Source organism: Microbacterium sp. Bi128 (genome assembly GCF_918698205.1).
This window is the reverse complement of sequence record NZ_CAKKMM010001218.1, coordinates 1-1,552: the sequence shown is the minus strand read 5'-3', so window position 1 is coordinate 1,552 and position 1,552 is coordinate 1. Positions and strand designations below refer to the sequence as shown.

Sequence of the window (1,552 nt, the reverse complement as noted above, 5' to 3'; positions counted from 1 at the left end):
TCCCCGAGCGGCCGCTCGTAGAGCATGACCAGGATCAGCACCGGCAGGGCCGCGCCGGCGTAGGCAAACGCGATGGTGTAGACGGTGGAGGCGATGTGGTCCCGGCCGATCCGCATGGCGGACGTGAAGAGCTGCCGGGCGCTGGTTTCGGGGGCGAGTTCCCACAGTTCCCAGACGGCCGAGGACTGCGTGATGGTGACGTCGTTGAGAACGCCCAGCCCGGAAATGGTCAGTCCGCACAGGATGATGCCGGAGATTGAGATGTTGTCCGAGATGTTGGTCAGGGTGGCAGCGTCGTGGCTGCCCACACCGGCGAGGTTGGCGGCGTCGGTGGCCCAGGCCGCCAGCAGCGCCGTAATAGCGAGGCCGAACATCGTCCCGAGCAGCGCCGTCGACGTGCGGGCGGAGAAGCCGTGGGCGAAGTAGAGCACCCCGATCATGATCACCGTGGATCCCACGAGAGCCAGCAGCAGCGGCGGCTTGCCCTCGACCAGCCCGGGCAGCATGAACGAGACAAGCACAACGTACGCGCCGACAAGCCCGATCAGGGCCCGCAGTCCGCGCCAGCGCGCCACGGCGATCACCACGACGGCGTAGAGCACGGCCAGGAAGATGATGGGCAGGGTCCGGACAAAGTCGACGAAGACATAAGCCGGCGCGCCCTGGCCCGCGGCGTCCTGCACCTTCGAGAGGTTCAGGTAGCGGATCCCGTCCCCGGGCTTCACGCCGTGGGACTTCGCGACGTCAGGGTTGATGACCACTTTCACCGGGTTGCCGCCCTTGTCCGGCTCAGTGTAGGCGAACGTGCATTGAGAGCCCTCGTTCGGCGGCTGCGGCGCGGCGCCGGAACCGGAGGTGCCCTGCTGGGCGGCGTCACCGCCGGCCTGGATATCCGAACAGCTGCCGACGACGACCCGCTGGATCTTGCCGGTGTCAAACGTCACCCCCGGGGCCGCCGCGTACGGGCTGGCCAGCGTGATGCCTTCCTTGCTTCCCGACGGCCACATGAAGGACATGGCCGCCAGGGTCAGCAGCGTCAGCGGGATCAGGATGGCAGCCAGGATCCAGTTGGCCTTCTTCCGCGCAGCCAACATTTGAGGCGTCGGCTCCGGATGTTCGTTGTGGGAGTGCGAGTGTCCGGCGCCCATCAGCAGTTCAACCTCATGCCGAAAACTTTACGGCGTGGGCGGTTCCGCTCAGGACCGATGACGCCGCGCTTACACCGGCGCGATGTTCTGGTTGACGTGGAAGAGGTTCCGCGGATCGTATTTGGCTTTGACCTCCCTCAGCCGCTTGTAGTTCTCCCCGTAGTTCTCCGCAACCCTGGGCAGGTCATCGCCATCCATGAAGTTGATGTAGCCGCCGGGGGCAGAATAGGGCCGCAACGCGGCCGCGTAGTCCCGCACCCACGCGATGTTTGCCTCGTTTTCCGCGGGGTCCATCCACTGCGCCGCGATCACGGGCGAAAACTTCACGTTCCGGTTGGCGAACGCCGTGTCCGTCGCGCCCACCCGCTGGACCGCACCATCGATGGGGTAGATGTGTACCGCGG

Annotated in this window: 2 protein-coding genes; both read right to left on the bottom strand. The window is 66.2% G+C overall.

Annotation, left to right across the window (positions count from 1 at the left end):
• A partial coding sequence (locus LQV45_RS31410; protein ID WP_230011285.1) for a YibE/F family protein occupies nucleotides 1-1,148 on the bottom strand: 1,148 nt, incomplete at its 3' end.
• Nucleotides 1,149-1,217: 69 nt separating this feature from the next.
• Nucleotides 1,218-1,552 (bottom strand): BBE domain-containing protein (locus LQV45_RS31405; RefSeq protein ID WP_230011281.1); only part of this gene is annotated, 335 nt, incomplete at its 5' end.